The 20,440-nt window shown below is 58.7% G+C and carries 11 protein-coding genes; 3 read left to right on the top strand and 8 right to left on the bottom strand.

Going from position 1 to position 20,440, the window contains the following annotated elements:
• Window positions 1-71 precede the first annotated feature (71 nt).
• From G536_RS0124050 to G536_RS0124015, 8 genes are all read right to left on the bottom strand, one after another.
• The gene (locus G536_RS0124050) at window positions 72-2,207 is read right to left on the bottom strand and encodes a hypothetical protein (protein WP_022826168.1); all 2,136 of its coding nucleotides are present in this window, start codon (window positions 2,205-2,207) and stop codon (window positions 72-74) included.
• Between the two features lie 160 nt (window positions 2,208-2,367).
• On the bottom strand, window positions 2,368-5,793 hold the full coding sequence (locus G536_RS0124045) for a DUF4450 domain-containing protein (protein WP_022826167.1): 3,426 nt from the start codon (window positions 5,791-5,793) through the stop codon (window positions 2,368-2,370).
• Window positions 5,794-6,063: 270 nt separating this feature from the next.
• On the bottom strand, window positions 6,064-7,605 hold the full coding sequence (locus G536_RS0124040; RefSeq protein WP_022826166.1) for a RagB/SusD family nutrient uptake outer membrane protein: 1,542 nt from the start codon (window positions 7,603-7,605) through the stop codon (window positions 6,064-6,066).
• Window positions 7,606-7,707: 102 nt separating this feature from the next.
• Window positions 7,708-10,920: a SusC/RagA family TonB-linked outer membrane protein gene (locus tag G536_RS0124035; RefSeq protein WP_022826165.1), complete on the bottom strand. Its 3,213-nt coding sequence runs from the start codon at window positions 10,918-10,920 to the stop codon at window positions 7,708-7,710.
• A gap of 273 nt (window positions 10,921-11,193) precedes the next feature.
• Window positions 11,194-12,711 carry a sialate O-acetylesterase gene (locus G536_RS0124030; RefSeq protein ID WP_022826164.1) on the bottom strand — a complete coding sequence of 506 codons (1,518 nt, stop codon included), beginning with the start codon at window positions 12,709-12,711 and terminating at the stop codon, window positions 11,194-11,196.
• 194 nt (window positions 12,712-12,905) lie between these two features.
• Window positions 12,906-13,997 carry a glycoside hydrolase family protein gene (locus G536_RS0124025; protein WP_022826163.1) on the bottom strand — a complete coding sequence of 364 codons (1,092 nt, stop codon included), beginning with the start codon at window positions 13,995-13,997 and terminating at the stop codon, window positions 12,906-12,908.
• A complete protein-coding gene (locus G536_RS0124020) occupies window positions 13,998-15,224 on the bottom strand; it encodes an oligogalacturonate lyase family protein (RefSeq protein WP_022826162.1) in 1,227 nt (408 codons plus the stop codon).
• A 254-nt stretch (window positions 15,225-15,478) separates the two neighbouring features.
• Window positions 15,479-16,252 carry a polysaccharide deacetylase family protein gene (locus tag G536_RS0124015; RefSeq protein ID WP_051167091.1) on the bottom strand — a complete coding sequence of 258 codons (774 nt, stop codon included), beginning with the start codon at window positions 16,250-16,252 and terminating at the stop codon, window positions 15,479-15,481.
• Window positions 16,253-16,544: 292 nt separating this feature from the next.
• Here G536_RS0124015 and gndA point away from each other — a divergent pair, with 292 nt between their 5' ends.
• From gndA to pgl, 3 genes are read left to right on the top strand one after another with little or no spacing between them, the layout of a single operon-like run.
• Window positions 16,545-18,044 (top strand): NADP-dependent phosphogluconate dehydrogenase, encoded by a 1,500-nt coding sequence (gene gndA / locus G536_RS29645; RefSeq protein WP_022826160.1) that lies wholly within the window; start codon window positions 16,545-16,547, stop codon window positions 18,042-18,044.
• A 42-nt stretch (window positions 18,045-18,086) separates the two neighbouring features.
• Window positions 18,087-19,604, top strand: coding sequence for a glucose-6-phosphate dehydrogenase (zwf, locus tag G536_RS0124005; protein WP_022826159.1), 1,518 nt, complete (start codon window positions 18,087-18,089; stop codon window positions 19,602-19,604).
• On the top strand, window positions 19,604-20,332 hold the full coding sequence (gene pgl, locus G536_RS0124000; RefSeq protein ID WP_022826158.1) for a 6-phosphogluconolactonase: 729 nt from the start codon (window positions 19,604-19,606) through the stop codon (window positions 20,330-20,332). The genes zwf and pgl overlap by 1 nt, the downstream gene beginning before the upstream one ends.
• The last annotated feature ends 108 nt before the right edge of the window (window positions 20,333-20,440 follow it).

The following is a 20,440-nucleotide window of genomic DNA, read 5'->3' as shown; positions in this document are numbered from 1 at the left end:
CGGCCACCCCTCCTTTCAACAAGGAGGGGAACTAGCTTTCTAGATTCTAATTCCACCCAAGAAGATCTTCTTTAAGGCATCTTGCTCAAGCCTTCCCAGCGCACCTTCCAGCCTTTTGGGATGCCAGGGGTTTCTTCTTTGCAGCCGTCGTAGCCGGCGCACATGAGGGCCACGGCCGACAGCAGACCGCCGTTGCCGGGCAGGTAGATGGGTAGGCGGTCCTCCTGGTAATTGTGGCCGCTGGGCAGGTAGGTGTTCTTTTGCACCTTCATCAACAGGGCGTCCACGGCTTTGTCGGGTAGGCCGAGGCGGGTAGCCGTCATAGAGGTCATGGGGAAGTCCCAGCCCCAGGTTTTGTCCCAGCTCCAATCTTTCCACACCAAATCGAAGGTACGGCGCATGGTGGCGGCATCCACCTGGCCGGTGGCGGGCATCACGCCCAGCGCGCCCAGCACCGAGGGGTGGTCGGTTTTGAACTCGGGGTTGGTGTAGGAATCAGGGGCCGATTCGGTGGCCAGGTACACGCCGCCAGCTTGGGGCAATTTGGAAAGCTTGGCCAGTACTTCGTCCCACTTGGCATTGCGTGGCTGGCCCTGCCGGACGCGCCACTGCTGGGCCGTGGTCAGGGCCCAATTCCAGTATACCAGCTCGAAGGTGGGGTTGAACGTTTCCTCGGCCTTGAACCGCTCCTGCGCCGGAATGACGCCCTTGCCGAGGATGTACCGGTCCTTGTCTTTCTCATAGAACGGGTACGATGCCATGAATTCGGCTGTGGCCGCTACCCGGTCCTGGTACAGCTTGAGCGTAGCGGCATCGGGGTGGGCGCGGTAGGCTTCCTCAGCGAAATAGATGAAGTGCGGCTGCTGCCAAATCAGAAACGCCCCCACCGACGACGGCCCTTCCTGGCCCCAGGGGTCAGTCATTTTCTGCCACCGCACGCCGTCGTAGCCTTGGCGCTGGGCAATCTTGCAGGCTTCGGCGCGCACATCGGGACGGCCATACCAAACAAGGCTCTTCTCCAGTAATTCGGGGCGGCCCCACAGCGCGAAGTGGGCCGAGTGCCACCAGTGCATTTCGAGGTGCGGCCGGCCGTACCAGCTGTTCAGCACCAACCCGGTTTCCTGCGGCGGCTGCGAGCCCGCACCTTGCAAACGGGTCAGGTACTGCGACAAGATGATGCGGCGCTCCAACTCTTTGGCGCGAGGGTCGGTGGTACCGGTGAAGTCTACGGCCCCGCCGCTTTTCCAGAACGTCGGCCACTGCTGCTGGCTGTTGGTGCGAGTAGCGGCAAACGTAGGGGCTACGGCGGCGCGCGGCGCGAAGCGGCAGCCAAACTCTAGTACCGCACCTTGCTTACCGGGCGTGAGGATGAATTCGTGGGCTTGCTCGGCGGTCAGGGTGGCGGGTTGCTGCCAGTTTAGCGCTACCGTGTATTTGGTGGTGTCAAGTTGGTGCGTGAGCAGCGCCGTGCCCTTCTTCGCTTCCGTGATGCTCGATTTGTGCTGGTCGGTATGGGTGTAGTCGGTGCCCATATCGGCCCAGCCGGCGGTAGGCCACGGGAAGCGCAGAGCCACTTTCAACTGCCCGGTTTGCAGCAATTTGGATTCCACACGGGCCGCTACGGCGTCCTGCTGCTGGTGTCCCACCGTCACGACATCCACTGGCACGCCTTCCAGCGTAAAGTGGCTTTTGATTTCGCCGGTCCAGGGGTTGAGGGTTTGCCGGATGTTGCGCAGGTCTTTGATGGTGGCGGGCTTGCCGTTCTTCTTCACCAGCACAAACCCCAGGTTGCCCAGCTGCAAGCGGTGCGGATTGGCCCGCATGAAGTCCACGGCCTCTTTGTTGCCGGCCGTTTTCACCTGCACCGAGTAGCTGACTTTGCGCCCGTTCAGGTCGTAGTCGCGCAAACTCTGCTCGAACTTGTAGCCTTCCTTGTTGGGGAAGCTGTGCCACCCCCACTCCGACTGCGTCCCCAGCGGCACACCTTTCTCATAGTACAGCGGAAACGTCTGCAACCCCGTCACGTCCACGGTGTACGCAAACGCCCCGTTCCCCACCGACACCGACGACAGGGTATCAGTCGTGGTGTTCACCACGGTGTGGCGCTCCACCAGGGCTTTACGGTCGATAGGCGTTTTCTGGGCTAGCAGCGGCTGGGTGAAGCCGAGGAAGAGCAAGCTGGAAAGTAGTTTGGAAGGTGGTAGCATAAGGCGGAAGGATGGTATTTGTTAAATGAACGTCATGCAAAAGCCCGTCATGCAGAGCGCAGCGAAGCATCTCGCCTGCTGCTGTTGGATTAGTAACCTACTGATACCATGCGAGATGCTTCGCTGCGCTCTGCATGACGGGCTGATGTTTAGGTGTTGCTTAATCCCGTGCCAGCGTCACGCTCATCAGGCCAATGACGACATCATTTGATAAGGCGCGTAGCGTGAGACTCTTGAGTTTCTTCTTGGGGTTGAGGGGCAGGTCTAGCACGGTGGCCGCGCCGCCGTCGATGGCGCGGGTGCTGAAGCCTTTAATGCTGGTGTAGCTTGTCGGAGCCTCGCGGGAAAGCTGGCCGGTTTTGAGGTAAAGCCGGTACGGCCGAGGCACGCCGGTAGTGAAGGCGAAACCGTCTTCCAGATAATCCTGCTCGATGGGCCACCAAGTGGTAGGATTGCGCAGCGGCAGGATGTCGGTGGAGTTGTCGGCGTAGGTTATCACCACTTCGCCATTCGTCATTTGGCTTTGCATAGGGTTAGTGGAACCCGCCATCAGCAAGTAGGCGTGGCGCGCTTTACCGCGCAGGGGAAGCGTCTGCGAGTCGGCGTAATTGTCCCACTGCGACACAAACAGGATATTCTTGGCATCAGCCGCGCCAGGCGTACCCAGCGGGATGCCCCCAGGCAGCTGAATTTCGTTTTTTGCGCCGGCTACTTGCCGCAAACCAGCGTCATCAATAACGGCCTGTGTGAGCGGGTAGCACCAGTTGCCGATGCCCTGCGTAGGCAGCTGCAAGGTAGGCCCGACGGGCCGAGGCGAGACGTACTTATTCTGGAAAATCTGCGTGACTTTGTCGTTGAAATACGGCGTCAGGCTCACCTTCTCGTACTTCACTGCTGCCGGAACGCGGTTAGCCGCAACCGGCGGCGTGGGGGCTATTTGCACGTTCAGGGCCAGCGGCGCCCACCACATCAGGTCACCTTGCTGGAGCTGCACGAAAGCTGTGCGGCTGCCCGCGGATCCGGATACCTTCGCCTTCAACCAAGAACCATTATATGCCACCGGCATAACATTACTTAGTACCCGTTGCGGATCGTGAATTCCTTTGAGGAGAGCGTGGCGAAAATACACCGATAATTCCGCGCCAGGCGCGTAGGCTGTGGCTAGCGCGGCGGTATCAGGTGCGTCGCCGGCCCAGCTGATTTGCACCACGTAGTTAGCCGCTGGCTCACTGCTGATTTCGATGACCGGCTGGCCTACCGCCTCAGCTACGTTCTGCCATTTCACCGGTTGGCCGTTTACCGTTACGCTCTGCACGGTGGTGCCACGGGCCGGCATTTTCAGCCGTAGCTTCAGGGGTTTGGCGAAGCGCGGCGTAATGGTGTAAGTTTCCTGCTGGCCCGTCCGGCGGAAGTTGAACGTAACATCCGGTACCTTTAGGGCGGCATCGTTCCAGGCGGCGGGCAGCCCCGGCCGGACCACGAGCGTACCTGCCAGCGCATCGGGCTGAATCCCGAACAAGCCTTCTACCAACGAGCGGGACGCCATGCCAATCGGGTCGGCGAAGTCGCGGTACAGCTCGCCGCGGTGGGCGTCATAAAAGGAAACCTGCTGGAAGTTGCCGGGGCTACTACCCAGATACATGCTTTCCAGCAAGGCGCTTTTCCAGAGCTTGAACGCCTCTTCGGAGCGGCCCGCCTGCCAGTTGGCCAGCGTGGTGTGCAGCACCTCCGCCATAGCCACGTTGTTAATCGACCAATCGTAAGGCTGCCAGTTGGTAGTCGAAAGCAGGTAATAGCCTTCGTCGGGCAGCCCAGCGGCGCGAACCGGAATGTGTGGGATTTCCGCGTCCACGTAGCGTAGCGCCTGGTACGCCTGGAATGGGTCGGGCACTCGCGAGTCGAGAGCATGGTACACGGTCCATAGGCCGGCGGCGGGGTGCAGCTGTTTCAGGCCCAGTGCATCTTGATATTCGGCGTACCAGCCTTTGTCGGACAGCCACAGGCGTTTATCGATGGCCTGCTTGATGGCGGTAGCTTCCTGACGGTATGGGGCTGGATTTTCGCCGAGGCGCTCAGCCAGCTCGGCTGTCAGCTGATTTGCCAGGTAGTTATAGGCCGATGAATGCGTGACGGCACCGCCGCTGTATTGCAAGGCGTCGGAGGCCCAGATGGCGGCGTAGGCGTCGTAGAGGTGGTCGTTGTCGGAGTCGAAGTTGCGCTTCTCCCAGGCCAGGTGGCGTTGCAGGACGGGGTACATTTCCTTGGCGAAGGCCAGGTCGCCGGTCCAGTTGAAGTGGCGCAGCAACTCATCGATGAACACTAGGTTCATGTCGTAGTGGTGGGGCCGGAAGTCGCCGCCGGGATTACGGCTGATGTAGCCGCTGCTGTACACGCTGGTACCCAGCTTCTCCTGGCTGCGGGCCAAGTTCAGGGCCGTATCCATCACCACCGGCCCCGCGGCGGGGCTGGTCAGCTGCGACTTAGCGTAGGCCCGGAAGTGCGTTTGGGCCCGGTCGTGCCAGCCGAGCGGGTCGGCGGTGTAAGCGCCGCGCCAGCCGTTGAGCGGCATCCGCCAGGCAATAGCGCCGTGTAGGTAGCCGGGCTCCTGCCAGATGGCATCGGCAGCTACGCCCAGCGCCCCGCCCAAGGTGTTGATGTACGGGTCGGGCGTAGTGACCTGAATCCGGCTTGCCAGTTGTTGCCGCGCCGCTTCGGCCCGTGCAAAGGCTGCGGGTAGGTCGGTGTACCGCAGCATAGCCGCCGTTTTGGGCACTTGCACCGCGAAGTACAGCGCCTCCCCAGTTTTCACAGGCAAGCTGCCTGCCAGCACGGGCGCATTCGCTTCTTTAGAAGTCAGTAACTGCCCCGGCGACTCTTGTTGCGTGGCATCAGCCACACGCAGTTGGGCACTGGGCGGCACCACTCCTATCAGGTTTCGCTGTTCAATCTGGGCCTTTGTCTCGCCTTCCTTTTTCTTGAGCGGGACGCCGTACGTTAGCTGGAAGGTGTTGCGTTGCAGCTGAAATGTGTTGCCAGTGCAGTACTCCGGCTTCAGGTAGAAGCTGGATTCCGGGTCGGCCCCAATGTCACCGTCGCGGCTGAACTTTTTTCCCGAAACGCCCCCATACGCCCACACCAGCTGCACTTTCCCAGCTGGTACACCTTCAAACTGCGCCTTAATGAGCATGCCTTCGGCATCGGCCATAGCCTGTACTTCCAGCAGCAGCTTACCGGTTCCTAGCAGCGGGTCAGACACTTCATAGAGCATGGCTCCCGGCCGATAGCGGGCTACAATACGGCTGGCTTTGATGAGCCATTTGCTTTGGTTACCGGCTTGCAGCCCAAACTTGAAGTTGCCGCCCATGCCGGGCAGGTACAGAGCAAACTCAGGCAGGTCGCCGGTTTCTACGCGGAAGGCGGTGTTGGTGCCGTACAGGGCGCGGGTGAAACGCTTGGTGCCGTTTTCAATCACGAAGTCGGTACCGTCGGGGCGGTAGCGCAGGGTGCGGGCTTCGTTGTGCCAAAGCGCCTGAGCTGGTGCGGTTGATGGTGTAGGCTGGGCCAGGGCGGGACTGGTTGCCAGCATATTTGCCCACCAAATACCACCAGCCACAAGCCAGCTTGTCTTCGAATTGAAAAAACGCTTATACAGCTTATTTACCACCGGCTTCTCTACTTTGGTTTTTGATGCCGCACCTTGCTTGACACCAAATCAAACTTTCCGAAACACAAGAACGTCATGCCGCCCCTTGGTCGGCATCCTGTACTGTGCGGTTTTCATTTACCACACATCAGAATGCTTCACCGGGCGCAGCATGACGCTCTTTTGCTTTATACTACTGTATACTATTTTTTACTAATAACCTGGATTCTGCTCGTACAACCCGGGAGCTGAGCTGAATTCTACTTGAGGCACCGGTAGCAGCAACAAATCAGCTGTAATAGGGCGCACAATCTTATTGTTGGGCGCGGGCGTGTCTTCGCGCTGAGCCCAGGTGTTCATGGTGGTCAGAGCCAGACCGGAACGCATCAAGTCATTCCAGCGCAGGTTTTCACCGGCAAACTCGCGGCGGCGCTCATCCATAAGGCTTTCCAGCGTGAGGTTGGTGAGGGCGGGCTGGCCAGCGCGGGTGCGTAGCAGCGTCAGCCGGGTGGCGGCGCTGGCGGCAGTCCCCCCTATTCCGCGCACTTCGCACTCGGCTTTCATCATCAGAATGTCGGCGTAGCGCATCACAATGAAGTTGGTAGCCCAGTCGGTGCGGCTGGTACCTTTAGCGGCCACGTTGATGTACTTCTTGAAGAACGGACGAGTATCAGTGACGTTGGCGTTGGTGTAGCCCTGTTGGATGTTCACGGCCCGCCGAGTATCGGTGGCAGCGTAGGCTACGTTGTTGAGGTCATTGGAACAAGGCTTGATTTCCACTGAGCCGGCCGAGTACGGCAGCCCCAGCGAGGTATAGTAGCCATCAGGAGCCACTACGTTCATAAACGACGAGCCCAGGTTGCCGGTGCCAGTGGAAATGTATTGCAAGTCGAAAATCACCTCGGAGTTATTTTCAGCCGTGGGTGAGAAAATGCCAGCGTACGTGCTTTGCAGCGCGTAGCGGGCCGTACCCGTACCCGCAATGATTTCGTCGAGCAATGTATTGGCTTTGTCGTACTCGTTGCTGTTCAGACCGGGGCCGTTGATGCCGTAAGTTGGACCCGATTTGGTGAGGTACATCAGCGCCAGCAGACCCTTGGCGGCACCGGCCGTAACGCGGCCCACGCCCGAAGTAGGCCCCACACCCGTGCCGGTGTAGGCAGTAGGCAGGTTGGCAATGGCCGTGCGCAGGTCCGACTCAATGAGGGCGTACACCGCCGATACTTCGCCGCGCGGGATTTTGGCCACTTCCTGCGGAATCAGTGGCTGGTCGATTACTGGCACCTTGCCGAACTTGCGTACCAGGTCCAGATACATAAACGCCCGGATAAACTTAGCTTCACCCTCGTAACGAGTACGCAACGAGCCCGTTACAGCGCCGTTTTCGGCCAACTGCGCGAGCATGGTGTTAGCCCGGAAAATGGTGGAGTAGTTGCCGGCCCAGGCATCAGCCACGTAGGGGTTGATGACGAGCAGCGCGGCCGAGAAGTTGTTGACAGGGTCCCAGTCGCGCGAGCCGATGGAGCTGACGGCATACATGTTGTCGGAACGCAGCTCCGAAAGAACTACCTCCCGGTCGGGGAAGCCCCGTAGCGAGGCGTACACCGACGACATGGCCTGGTCGAAATCGGCGGCTGTTTTATAGAAGTCCGGTACTGAGCCGGTGGAAATCGGGTTTTGTTCCAGCTCCTTTTCGCAGCTACCTAGGGTTACCAGAGCGCAGGCCAGAGACAGGCCAATGAATATCTTTTTCATGGAGGATTTTATTAGCTAGTAGCTTTTGGCTGCTAGCTGTCAGCTTCCTAAACGTCTTTCCAAAAGAAAGCCAATAGCTAACAGTTCGCAGCTAACAGCTTCTTAGAAAGTGAGGTTGAGGCCAAGAACCAGGGTTTTGGATAGCGGCAGTCCGCCGTAGTCGGAGCCCGACACGAAGGTGCCGGTGTTGCCGGTGTTCAGGGCATCGGGGTTGAGGCCGCCATAGTAGTTGTCGTGCCCGAACCAGTTTTCGGCCGTCACATACACGCGGGCACCCTGCGCCACGCGCTTGTTGATGAGCAAGCCCAAATCGTAACCCAGCGTGATGGTACGCACCCGGTAATAATTGGACGAGTACAGCCAGTCGGTGTTGCGGATGAAGCCGAAGCTGCCGGTGGCTTTGCCTTTCACGCCGTTGCCGGGGTCTTCGTCCGAGAACCACCGGTCGCGCACGTGGCCTAGGGCGTTTTCCTTGTAGCCTACGCTGGTGCGGTCGATGGCACGGCCCAGGGTAGAGTAGATGGAACCGCCGTGCTGGCCCTGCACCAAGAAGCTCAAATCGAAGCCTTTATAACGCAGTGTGTTGGTGATGCCGTAGGTGTAGGTTGGGTTGGGGTTGCCCACTACCTGCCGGTCGTTCACGTCAATCTTGCCGTCGCCGTTGTAGTCTTCGTAGCGTGGGTCGCCGGCGCTCTGGTTGCCGAAGCGAGCTGCGCCGTTATCGATATCAGACTGGCTGAGGATGCCGGTTTGCTTCACCACAAAGATGCTATACACTGGCAAGCCTACTTTCAGGATATTGCTGGGCGTATCGAGGCCGTTGGGTACTTCAATGGTGGCATCACCTGGGCCAAGGTGCACCACTTCGTTCTGGTTGTGGCTCAGGTTGAGCGAGGTCGTCCAGGAGAAAGCGCCTTCCAAGTTGCGGGTGTTCAGCTCCAGTTCCCAGCCTGTGTTGCGCACCTCTCCAATGTTCTGGAGGTTGGTACCGAAGCCCGCGCCCGTCGGAACGGGTACGTTCAAGAGCAAGTCTTGGCTGTTTTTGGTGTAGTAGTCGGCCGAGGCCGTCACGCGGTTTTTCAGAATGCCGAAATCCACCCCGAAGTCCACCGTGCGGTTACGCTCCCATTTCAGCAACTCGTTGCCTACTTTATTGGGAGCCTGGCCCGGCGCGATGAGGCCGCCGAAGGTGTAGTTGTACACGCCCAGCGTAGCAATGCTGCTGTAGTCGCCGATGGTGTTGTTGCCGGAGTAGCCCAAGCTAGCCCGCAGCTTCAGGTCGCTGATGAAGGTAACCGGTTGCAGGAAAGCCTCCTGCGAAATCCGCCAGCCCGCCGAAACGGCCGGGAAAATACCAGCTTGCTCGGCGCGTCCGAAGCGCGATGAGGCGTCGCGGCGCACACTGGCCGAAAGCAAATACTTGCCGTCGAAGGAGTATTGCAAGCGGCTGAAGTAGGATACCAGCGTACTCTGCGACTCGGTAGGGCCGCCGCTCTGCACCAGTACTGCCCCGTTCAGCGTACGGACTTGGCTGTTGACGAAGCCACCCGACGAAGAGGCACTGTTGTTGTCGAGTTTGGCGAAGTTGTAGGAGAAACCACCCAGCACCGAGAAATCGTGCTTACCGATAGTTCTGCCGTAGTTTGCCGTGTTTTCCGTTAGCACGGTCTGGCGGCGGTAGGTGCTATACGAGCCACTGGCCAGCGAAGTAACCAGGTTGCGGGCAGGCGGCGTGTACGATTTCGAGGTCGACTCGTTGTTGTCGAAATTCAGCGTGGAGCGCAGCCGCAGACCGCTGATGGGCTGATACTCACCGAACACGGTGCCCAGCGTCCGGTAGTTGCGGGTGTCGCCCTCGAAGTTCTCGATTACTGCAATGGGGCTAGCGGTGCTCACGCCCCAGCGGTAGGGCTCGTTTTTGCCGTAGCCGGTATACACGCCGGCCGTGTCCTCTACAATCGGGGTTTGCGAGAGCAACTGATGAAAGCGGTTGTCTTTGCCTTCAATACCGGGGTCGGTGGAAACCGAGTAGGTCGGGTTCACGGTCAGGCCGAATTTCAGCTTGTCGCTGGCTTTCACCTCCACATTGGCCCGCACAGTGTAGCGCTTGTAGCCTAGGCCTTTAGCAAAGCCCTGCTGGTCGTTGTAGTTGCCCGACACATAATAGTTTACGTTGTCGGTGGCACCGGAGGCGCTTACTTGGTAGTTTTGGGTTACGCCCGTGCGGTACAGCGCATCCTGCCAGTCCACGTATTGCAAACCAGGGTGGCCAGGGATGGACCACCGGTCATCCAGCATCAGGTCGGGGTTGACGTTGTTGCCGGTCAAACCCAGAATCTGACGCCGCTGGGCGGTAGTTTGGGCCGCAGTGCGCTGAATAGCGCCGGGCGTGGTCGGTGTCGACCTCACCCAGTTGTTGTTGATGATTTCGGTAGCACGGGAGGCCCATTCATCGCCGTTGAGCAAGTCCAGCTTCTTGGCGGCCCGCGAGCCACCAATATAGGTGTTCACGCTGATTTGGGGCTTGCCGGTTTTGCCCCGCTTGGTGGTGATAATCACTACGCCGTTGGCGGCCCGCGAGCCGTAGATGGCAGCCGCGGCGGCATCCTTCAGCACCTCAATCTTCTCGATGTCGTTGGGGTTGATGTTGTCGAGCGGGTTGCCGCTGCCGAAGCGGCCGTTGCTGCTCGCGCCTACACTTTCCAGCGGGAAACCATCAATAACGTAAAGCGGCTCACTACCAGCTGAAATCGAACCGGCGCCGCGCACCTGCACACTGAAAGGCCGGCCGGGCACCCCCGACGTTTGCTTCACAACCACGCCGGCCAACTGCCCCACCAGGGCCTGATCCACACGGGCAATAGGCCGCTCTTCCAGCTTCTCGGCGTTGAAGGAGGCAATAGCGCCCGTTACGTCGGCTTTCTTTTGGGTGCCGTAGCCCACTACCACTACCTCATCAAGGCTTTTGGTGTCTTCAACGAGTTTGAGCGTGAAATTCTCAGCACCCGTAAACTTGCGCTCTTGGGTCTGATAACCAATGAAGCTGAACACCAAGGTACCACCTCCCTCGGGCACGGCCAGCGTGAAGCTGCCATCGGCTCCGGTAGTGGTGCCGCGAGTAGTGCCTTTCACTACCACCGTCACGCCGGGTAGGCCTTCGTTGGTTGCCGACGTGACCCGGCCGGTGATTTGCACATCGGCTACCGTTTTGCTAACGGGCCGCGCCTGAGCGGCTGTAATGCCGGGGCCAGCCAGCAGCAGCAAGGGCAGGCAGGCTACCAACTGGCCGCGCCGCCATGTGTAGTTGTTGTTCATATAGAAGGTGAGTGTGGGAAAATTTTAAAACGAAAGGCGAGATGAAAATCCCAGCTTATTTCAAAAGTATTTCCTTACTCACTTCCAACTGTCCTGTACCGTACCGCTTTTGCCCTGGCGGAACATATTTTTCCTAGAATATACTCTCAGTGGACCAACAACCTTAGTTTACACCCAATCAATCAACGAGTTAATGAGCCACTCGCCAGAAACAAGCTGAGCACTAGCTATTCGCTTATTCTGTTTGCTGCTGGCCACTGCTCACTATAGCAGCTACCTTTTCCCTTGAGTGGACGTAGGCCACTGGTCAGTACGGAACGGGGAGGCGGGCAAGCCAGCGCCGTTGTACAGATTAGGTTCCGGCGCACTGCTCCACCCAAAACGCACGGCTACCGGCTGCTTCACTTTGTCGCTCCATACTACCACGGTCTTGCCCTCAATCTGGGCCTGCGCCGGCACGAATACGCTGTCGGGGCCAGCCACGGAAAACTTGCGCAACGGTCCGCCTTGGGCTTGCAGGCCGTCGGCGTATTTGAATTGGAGACGGACCTTGTTGTTTTCCACCTTCATAGCCTCGTAGATGGGGCCGGAATACGGCAGCTTGGCTTGACCATACTCGTGGCTGAGTGCCCACAGCGCCAACCGGTGCCCCACCACTTGCTTGTTGCGCGGGTGAATATCGAGTGAGTCGCCGGCGTCGGTAATGACGGCCATGCCGGTGTGGGGCACGGTTTGCATGGTGAGCAGTTGGGCTTCGCGAATTTCGGGATTCTGGCTGCGGTGGGGCGCAATCTGCACGAAATAAAACGGCAGGTTGGGCTGCTGCCAGTCCTGGCGCCAGTTGGTAATCATGGCCGGGAACAGCTTGCGGTACTGGTAGGCCCGCTCGGCGTTGTTTTCGCCTTGGTACCAGATAACGCCGCGCAGTGTGTACGGTTCCAGGCCTTTAATCATGCCGTTGTAGAGCTTGTACGGCGACTTATTGCTGGTAGCACTCAGCGGCTCAACGGGCTTGGGACTGGTGGCTTGCGGATTCACTTCGTGCTCCTGCTTCCAGGCGGCCAGGGCAGTTTCGTAGGCGGGGCGCTGGGTGAGGCCCTGCTCGTAGCGGGTCAGAATGGACTGGAAGTCCGGGTCCTTCTCCAGCACGTCTTTGCGGGTCCAAGATTCGGCTGGCGTACCGCCCCACGACGAATGAATGAGGCCGATGGGCACGCCGGTTTTCTCGTGAATCTCCTGCCCGAAGAAGTACGCCACTGCCGAAAAGTTACCCACCGTTTCGGGGCTGCACACTGCCCACGAGCCCTGCACGTCGCGCTGGGGCGTATCGGCCACTTTCTGCACCACCGTGAACATCCGGATTTTGGGGTAGTTAGCTTTCGGAATGACTTCTGCCGCGTTGATGATGCCGGTGTAGGAACCACTATTCGGGCGCTTGGTCACCGGGAAATTCATATTCGACTGTCCCGAGCACAGCCATACCTCCCCTAGTAGCACGTTGTTGATGGTGAGTTGGTTGTTGCCTTGCACTTTAATGACATATGGCCCGCCGGCTTTGCCAGTAGGCACGCGCACCAGCCAGTTGCCGTCCTTATCGGCCACCACTTTGCGCGGTACTTTCTGCCAGCCTACCGTCACGGTTACGGCCTCGCCCGGTGCGGCCCAGCCCCAGAGCGCCACGTCGGTTTTCTGTTGCAACACCATGTTGTCGGTCATCAGGGCCGGCAGGGTTACGTCGGCATAAGAGGCAAACGGAGTAAGCAGGAATAGTAAGGACAGCTTGTGGCGCATGTTGAAACGGTAAGGAAGAGAGAATGAGAAAACAGAGAATATAAGAACGTCATGCAGAGCGCAGCGAAGCATCTCACCTGCTGACGTATGAATAAGCATTGCAACATCAGCACGCGAGATGCTTCGCTCCACTCTGCATGACGTTCTTCCACTCAACTATTATCGTTTATTGAGCAGCAAGCACGATTCAGGCATCAGGTAATGCGGAATACATATGCGGAGGCGGTCATGCTGCTTCCGCCTTGGGAGGCGCCGAACAGGTATTCGGGTTTGCCGTTGCGCATCAGGAGTTGGGGGCGTTCTAGGCGGCCGTAGCGTTTCAGGTTTTTGGGAGCGGGTGGCTCCTGCACGCTGTATTCGCGCAGGGGCAGATAGGCCACTTTCGGAAACTCCCACTCCTTGCCGTCCCTGGATTCCAGATACAGCCCGACTTCGTGGTTGTAGACCCCCATGTCGCGGGCCAGCATCTTGAAGCGGTTGTCTTCGCGCCACACAAAGGCGTCCTCGAATTGCTTGTTGTGGCCTTGCTTGGAGAAGTCGATGACCGGGTTGCCGGCGTACTTCACGTAGGGGCCCTCTAGCTTCTCGGCCACGGCTAGGCCGTACTTGCGGTTGCCCCGGATGGTGGGGTCGGTGGCCGTGAGGTAGTCCTGGGTGTTCCACGATTTGTAGTACAGCCAATATTGCCCGTTGGGGTGCTTGATGAAGGCCGGATTGGTGGTGCAATGGTCGTCCCAGGCGCCTGGGTCGCCGGGCAACAGCAGGGGCTGGTCGGGGCGCTGCCAGGGGCCGCTGAGCGAATCGGCGGTGGCTAGGCCGATGCGCTTGGTATCAGTTTTACCGTTGGAGTTACCCATGAAAAACAGGCAGTACTTGCCATCCACGAACTGAATGCTGGGGTTGTGGCAGGTGGTGGCGTCCCAAAAGCCCGGCCCACGCGGCGCCAGCACGGTTTCCTGGTACTCGAACGGCCCGGTGGGCAAATCGGCTACGGCGTGGGCAATTTCCGAGCTGTTGAGCCAGCCGCCCATGCCTTTCGCCTTGGGCCAGCGCGAGAAGAATACGTGCACCTTGCCATCGGGCCCATAAATGGGACTGTTGCACCACACGTACCAGTCGGGCAGTTCCAGGGCCCGGCCCATCGGCTTCAGGTGCTTGCTGAACTTCGACAAGCTGCCTTTCGGCAAATCGAGCAGCCGACCGGCTTGGTAGCCGGTTATGGCCCCCGCCGCCCGCGCAAACGGCGCCAGTACCAGCCCCGCCAGAAACTCTCGTCTACTTACCATCTACAAGGCCGCTTTGGCAATTTCCACTGCGTACACCTGGCTTTCCCCCTCGAAGTTGGCGCGGAAGATGATCCACTTCTCATCAGGCGAGAAGTGCACATTGGGCTCCAGCGCGTACTCGTGCTGCTTCATATTCACGAGCTTCTCCGACTTGAACTTAAGCCCTTCGGGCCGCAGCAGATAAATCCATTTACCATCGGGGGCTTTGGCTACGGCGGTTTCGTTGCCCCCGTCGCCGGCAAACAGCTGCTGGCTGGGCGAAATCGTGTAGTGCACCGACCATTCGTTGCGCTCCAGCTGGCACTGCCGCTCATTGCCGGTTTTCAGGTCGGTGCCGGTTACGTAGAACGTGGCGCCGCGCGGCAACTGCTGATCGTACCAGATGGTTTTGCCATCGGGACTAAACCACTCGTGGCCAGCAATTTCCATGTTCATTGTGCGCTTGTGCACCAGCTTCACTTCCTTGGTTTGGGTGTTGATGGTCCAGATGCGGTCCACTTTATGCCAGGGGCCTTCGTGGCAGAACATGAGCAGCTGCGGATCGGTGGGCGAAAACTGCACGTGGTTCAGCCAGGCTTTGTCGGTGAAAATCTTAGTCAGCTGCCCGTTCTGCACGTTCACGCTGAACAAAGTGCGCGGCAGCTTGGACTCGTAGATGCGGTTGAAATAGTCGCTCTTGGCCGGGTACTTCTTGGAAATTTCTTTTTCCTCGTCCGTTGACCAAGCCCCGCCCAGTTGGGTTTCGTCGGCGTTGAGGGTGGTGATGGTGGCCCTGAAATCAGCGGGGAATACGTAAATCAGGCGGGTCTTTTTGGTGTCGATATGGGTGGCGTACACCGAGTCGCCGGTTTGGTAGAGCACCTCCCGCCGCTTGGGCGCCACTATTTCGCCGCTCACTTGCGCAAAGGCGCGGGTCAGGGGCTCACTCTTCTTGGTTTTCAGGTTCACCGTGTACAGCTGCTTGCCCTGGGGGCTGTTGTGGTAGTACACCATCTTGTCGCCCTCCCGTTTGCGCTGCTTCACGAAGGGGTTGTTGTGGAAGTAGAAGCTGGCATTACTGCCGCTCAGCGGGGTCAGGCGCACGATGCGGTGACCAGTGGCTTCGTCAATCCACTCGGCGGCGGCCATGGGTTTCTGCGAGCCGGTAGCCAGGGTTGGTTGCGCCTGCGCACTTAACCCAAAGTGCAGCAAGCCGCTAAGGACGGTTAGGGCGAAGGGTGTTTTCATAGGGCGGGGAATTGGTTGGAAAGGTTAGCAGAAAGCAAGTAAGCGTTTCAAAAGTCAAGGTTAGAAATCTAGTTCCCCTCCTCAGATGAGGAGGGGTTAGGGGTGGTTGAAAGTCTAGAGTTAGAAACTAGAATTAGCTACCGTTAAACGAGAGGTCAACCACCCCTAACCCCTCCTCATCTGAGGAGGGGAACTAGCTTCTAGCTCTCTAATTCTGAATTTCAGCTAACACTATCACTAAAGATTCTACAATCTCATTTCAGTTGCTCGTACTTCGGCTGAATAGTGCGGCGCGCCTCCTGCACGTTCACGTAGCGGGCCAGGTCGCGCAGGGCAATAACCTGGTAGTGGTTGTCGTGCAGGTACTTCAGGTATTCCTCGAACAGCGCCGGCGGGGTCGTCACCCAGTCGTGGGCGTAATCGGGTACGCCGTGCACGGTGAGTACCACAATGCGGCCGTTGCGGGCCTGCTGCACCACGGCTTTGATGTCGAGCTTGTCGGCAATGGCGGTGCTGAAGCTCGGAATCAGCAGCGGGTGGTCGGTGGTGGGGTCGTAGGGGCGGCGGCCCCCGGCGCGGGCGAACTGGTAGCTTTGCGCCTCCAGCACTGGCAGCGCCGTGGGGTGCGTGTCGTAGCCGGGGTAGGCGAAGGTGGTAGGTTTAGGAATCCTATAAGTGGCGCACCGCTGCTCTATCGAATCTAGTTCGGCCTCGAATTGCGCAGGCGTCAGCTTGTTGACGTGCCGATGCGTGAGCGTGTGGTTGGCCACCTCGAAACCAGCCTGATCCAGCTGCGCCATCTGGGGCCAGCTCATGTACTTGGTTTTGTCGGCGAAATCGGGCCGAAACTCACACACGAAGAACGTGCCGCCGAAGCCGTACTTCTTCAGTAGCGGCGCTACTACCGTAGCGTGGCTCACGGCGGCATCATCGAAGGTGAGCACCACCAACTTGTCGGGAATGGGTTGCCGAAGCACCTGGGCGCTGGCGGGCACCACCGCCGGGCCGCCCCACAGAGCGGCCAACAAGGAAAAGAAGCTTGAAAGAATCCGCGGCACGGTCACTGAAAACGGCAGGTGGAAGGCATATCCAAGAAAGCAACCGAATAGCCGCTAACCGTCCTGTACTCTTCGGTGCTAGTGTGGGCCGCGCTACCGCTCAGCTAGGACCTTAATTCGTTTCCTTCTAAACAATGACGGTATTATAACAGTAGAACTCAGTTCTATTCAATAAAGGCGTGTACCTTTTGGCGCTCCTGATCTTTTCTTCTGCTTTCAACACCCGTCGGGCACTCCCCGACCACTAAACCCAGTGACTACAATGAGCGCAACGCCAACCAACTACTCGTTCGGCATGATTGGCCTCGGAACGATGGGCCGCAACCTCCTTCTCAACCTCGCCGACCACGATTTTGCGGTGGCCGGCTACGACAAAGACGCCAGCAAAGTGCAGCTGCTGGGCGAAGAAGGCGAAGGCCTACCCGTGCAGGGCTTTTCCACCCTCCCCGAGTTTATTCAGAGCCTAGCAACGCCCCGCTCCATTATGATGCTGGTGCCCGCCGGCAAAATCGTGGACAGCGTTATCGACGAGCTACGGCCGTTGCTCAGCCAAGGCGACATCATCATCGACGGCGGCAACTCCCATTTCACCGACACCGAGCGGCGCGATAAGGCGCTGGAAGCCGAGGGCCTGCACTTCTTTGGCATGGGTATTTCGGGCGGTGAAGAAGGTGCCCGTTTCGGCCCGAGCATGATGCCCGGCGGCGACAAGCAAGCCTACGAAACCATGCGGCCGATGCTGGAAGCCGTAGCTGCCAAGGTAGATGGTGCGCCCTGCGTGACCTACATCGGGCCGGGCGCGGCGGGCCACTTCGTGAAGATGGTGCACAATGGCATCGAGTACGGCTTGATGCAGCTGATTGCCGAAACCTACGAAGTCCTGAAAAAAGGCTTGAAGATGGACAACGAGGCCATTGGGCAGGTATTTGCCAAGTGGAACGAGGGCCGCTTGCAGTCCTTCCTCATCGACATCACCAAGGACATCTTCAAGTATATAGCGCCCGATACCGACCACCTGCTGCTCGACGATATCAAGGACGAGGCCCGCTCGAAAGGCACCGGCAAATGGACCTCCCAGATTGCCATGGACCTCACCGCGCCCATCCCAACCATCGATACAGCCGTGTCGATGCGCGACGCTTCGCGCTTCAAGGCGCTACGGGAGCAGCTGGCCGGCCTGTACAGCCAGAACGACGATACCGGGCTGGACGTGAACCAGGAAGAATTCCTGGCCAGCCTGGAGCAGGCGTTCTACTTCAGCATGATGATCAGCTACGCCCAGGGCATGCACATGCTGGCGAAGGCCTCAGAGGAGTATGGCTACGAGTTGAAACTGGATGAAATTGCCAAAATCTGGCGCGGCGGCTGCATCATCCGCTCCAGCTTCTTGAACGACATTTTCAACGCTTACCAAAGCACACCCGACCTTGCGCACCTGCTGCTCGATGAGCAAGTACAGCGCTTGGTGCAGGAAGTGGTACCCGGTGCCCGCACTGTGGTAGGTGCGGCCGTAGCCGCCGGCATTGCCGTTCCCGGCTACGCTTCGGCGCTCAGTTATTTCGATATTTTCCGCAGCGCCCGGATGCCTTCCAACCTCATTCAGGCCCAGCGCGACTTTTTCGGGGCGCACACATACGAGTTGATCGGGCACGAAGGCGTGTTCCACACTCAGTGGACGCCAAAGCACGAAGATGCTGAAAACAAAGAAGATGCGCAGGTGGAAGAAGGCAAAAACGAGGAACCCGTAACGCCCAACAAGTAGGTTCTCCTTCGCACCCGTCATCTGTCAAGCAACTCAACAGGCATGAATACCAACGAGAAAATCCAGCCGACCATCTTCGTCATTTTTGGCGGCACCGGCGACCTGAACGCGCGCAAGCTGGCACCGGCCCTCTATAATCTGTACCTAGAAGGCTGGCTGCCCAAGCAGTTCTCCATCATCGGCACGGGCCGCACCAAGCTCAAGGACGAAGAGTTTCGCGCCAATCTGCTGAAGGATATCAACCAATTTTCGCGCAGCGGCAAGGTGAAGCCCGAGCAGTGGGACATCTTCTCCCAGAGCTTGTTTTACCAGGCTTCCGACTTGAACGACGCCGAAACCTACAAGGAATTCGGTGTCCGGATTCAGCAGCACGAAACCGAGTGGCACACCCGCGCCAACGTGATTTACTACCTGGCGGTGGCGCCCAATTTCTTCCCCATCATTGCCGAAAACCTGGCCAAGAGCAAGCTCACCAAGGATGCGGAGCGTACCCGCATTGTGATTGAGAAGCCGTTTGGGCACGATTTAGAATCGGCGAAGTCGTTGAACCAGCTCCTAACGCGCATCTTCAACGAGCGGCAGATTTACCGCATCGACCATTACCTGGGCAAGGAAACCGTGCAGAACATCATGGCGTTCCGGTTTGCCAACGCCATCCTGGAGCCCACCTGGAACCGCAACTATATCGACCACGTGCAGATTTCGGTGACCGAGCAGCTCGGGGCCGGTGAGCGGGCCGGCTACTACGACGGTTCCGGCGCCCTGCGCGACATGATTCAGAACCACCTGTTGCAGCTGCTGTGCATTGTGGCCATGGAGCCGCCCATCAGCTTCAACGCTGAGGAAGTGCGCAACCGCAAAGTGGACGTAATGCGCGCCATGCGCCGGTTTTCGCCCGAAGATGTGCGCCTTTCTACGGTGCGCGGGCAGTACGGCAGCGGCTGGATTGAGGGCAAGGAAGTGCCCGGCTACCGCGACGAGCTGGGCTCGGAATCCAACACCGAAACCTTCGCGGCGGTGAAGTTTTTCGTGGATAACTGGCGCTGGCAAGGCGTACCGTTCTACCTGCGCACTGGCAAGCGTATGCACCAGTCGGCCTCCGTTATTACCATTCAGTTCAAGGATGTGCCGCACTTCATGTTCCCGGCCGAGGCGGCCGACAATATCAGCCACAACCGCCTCATCATCAGCATTCAGCCCGAAATGAGCATCCGGTTGCAGGTGCAAGCCAAGCGCCCCGGCTTGGATATGGTACTGAACACCGTGGACATGGTGTTCGACTACAAAGGCACCTACACCAACCAAGCGCCGGAAGCCTACGAAACGCTGCTGCTCGATACCATGCTCGGCGACCAAACGCTGTTCATGCGCGGCGACCAAGTGGAAGAAGCCTGGGACCTGATTATGCCGATTCTGAACACCTGGCAGAACCGCAAGAGCCTCAACTTCCCTAACTACTCGGCCGACTCGTGGGGTCCCGAATCGGCGGAAGCCCTTATTGCGCGTGACGGTTTCCACTGGTTCACGCTTCCGCTTATCAACAAGAAAAAACCGGCCTAATGAAGCTTCATATTTCTCCGGTTACCACCGAGGTTCTGCACGAACTAGCCACCTATTTCGTAGCAACCGGCCAGCAGGCCATTGCCGCGCACAGCCGGTTTACGGTGGCACTATCGGGGGGCAGCTCGCCCAAGAAACTCTATGAGTTGCTGGCATCCGAGGCGTTCAAAAGCCAACTGGACTGGACCAAAGTGTACTTCTTCTTCGGCGATGAGCGCAACGTGCCGCACACCGACCCGCAGAGCAACTACCTCATGGCCAAAACCGCGCTGTTCGAGCCCCTGCAAATTGGCTCGTCCCAGACGTTTCCGGTGGATACCAGCCTACCGCCGGTGCAAGCCGCCGTGGCCTACACCAAGGACATCAACCAGCACTTCGGCAACGATACCGCCCGATTCGACTTGGTACTACTCGGCCTCGGCGACAATTCGCACACTGCCTCACTATTCCCCCACACGCCCGTGCTCCACGACGAGTCGGTGGGGGCGAAAGAGGTGTATGTGGAGGAGCTACAAGCCGACCGGATTACGCTGACGGCTCCGCTCATCAACCAAGCACAAGCCATTGCCTTCTTGGTTTTCGGGAAAGACAAAGCCGAAGCCGTGAAGCACATCCTCGAGGACCCGCGCAACATCGAAGAATACCCCGCGCAGCTCATCGCGCCAGCTAGCGGAGAGCTGCATTGGTTTCTGGATGCCGCTGCCGCTTCTAAGTTGGAGCAGAAGTAGTAGAGGTATAAGCCAAAAAAGGGCCCTTACTCCTGAGAGTAAGGGCCCTTTTTATTTATAAAGTACTCTCTTATCTGGCCGGCATGCAGAGGCGGAGCCGAAGCATCT

The sequence above is a fragment of the Hymenobacter norwichensis DSM 15439 genome (assembly GCF_000420705.1).
GTDB classification, from domain to species: domain Bacteria; phylum Bacteroidota; class Bacteroidia; order Cytophagales; family Hymenobacteraceae; genus Hymenobacter; species Hymenobacter norwichensis.
The sequence above is the reverse complement of the archived record's forward strand: the minus strand, read 5'-3'. Positions and strand labels throughout refer to the sequence as shown.

Excerpts from the sequence above, each read along its gene's own strand:
- pgl (WP_022826158.1), top strand. The coding sequence starts at position 19,604 with ATGAAGCTTCATATTTCTCCGGTTACCACCGAGGTTCTGCACGAACTA.
- G536_RS0124050 (WP_022826168.1), bottom strand. The coding sequence starts at position 2,207 with ATGCTACCACCTTCCAAACTACTTTCCAGCTTGCTCTTCCTCGGCTTC.
- G536_RS0124035 (WP_022826165.1), bottom strand. The coding sequence starts at position 10,920 with ATGAACAACAACTACACATGGCGGCGCGGCCAGTTGGTAGCCTGCCTG.
- G536_RS0124030 (WP_022826164.1), bottom strand. The coding sequence starts at position 12,711 with ATGCGCCACAAGCTGTCCTTACTATTCCTGCTTACTCCGTTTGCCTCT.
- G536_RS0124045 (WP_022826167.1), bottom strand. The coding sequence starts at position 5,793 with ATGCTGGCAACCAGTCCCGCCCTGGCCCAGCCTACACCATCAACCGCA.
- G536_RS0124020 (WP_022826162.1), bottom strand. The coding sequence starts at position 15,224 with ATGAAAACACCCTTCGCCCTAACCGTCCTTAGCGGCTTGCTGCACTTT.
- G536_RS0124025 (WP_022826163.1), bottom strand. The coding sequence starts at position 13,997 with ATGGTAAGTAGACGAGAGTTTCTGGCGGGGCTGGTACTGGCGCCGTTT.
- zwf (WP_022826159.1), top strand. The coding sequence starts at position 18,087 with ATGAATACCAACGAGAAAATCCAGCCGACCATCTTCGTCATTTTTGGC.
- gndA (WP_022826160.1), top strand. The coding sequence starts at position 16,545 with ATGAGCGCAACGCCAACCAACTACTCGTTCGGCATGATTGGCCTCGGA.
- G536_RS0124040 (WP_022826166.1), bottom strand. The coding sequence starts at position 7,605 with ATGAAAAAGATATTCATTGGCCTGTCTCTGGCCTGCGCTCTGGTAACC.